This is a genomic window from Vibrio sp. 10N.261.51.F12 (genome assembly GCF_041471725.1).
GTDB lineage: Bacteria > Pseudomonadota > Gammaproteobacteria > Enterobacterales > Vibrionaceae > Vibrio.
On sequence record NZ_JBFROV010000061.1, the window covers coordinates 1 to 257 of the forward strand.

Below are 257 nucleotides of genomic sequence, written 5' to 3' on the forward strand. Positions count from 1 at the left end.
GTTTGTGGCTCGCTCTCCAAACCTTCGTTATCAATGGCAACGTAGGTAAAGGTCACATCTTCCTTCTGACCATCGGTCAGGTCTTGGAAATCTTCACCAGGGTTGAACGTGTACGTACCGTTATTAAAGCTTAATGACCCTTTGCCATCTGGAACATCGGTCGCTAAAGCATAAGACGCCACGGTGCCATCGACATCGGAGCCTTCCGGTACATCACGAGTGATCGACGTGTCTTCATTGGTCATTTCATCCGCTGG

Annotated in this window: 1 protein-coding gene; it reads right to left on the reverse strand. The window is 49.4% G+C overall.

All coding sequences use genetic code 11. From position 1 onward, the window contains the following. Positions 1-257 (reverse strand): Ig-like domain-containing protein (locus AB4405_RS24090; RefSeq protein WP_372063088.1); only part of this gene is annotated, 257 nt, incomplete at both ends.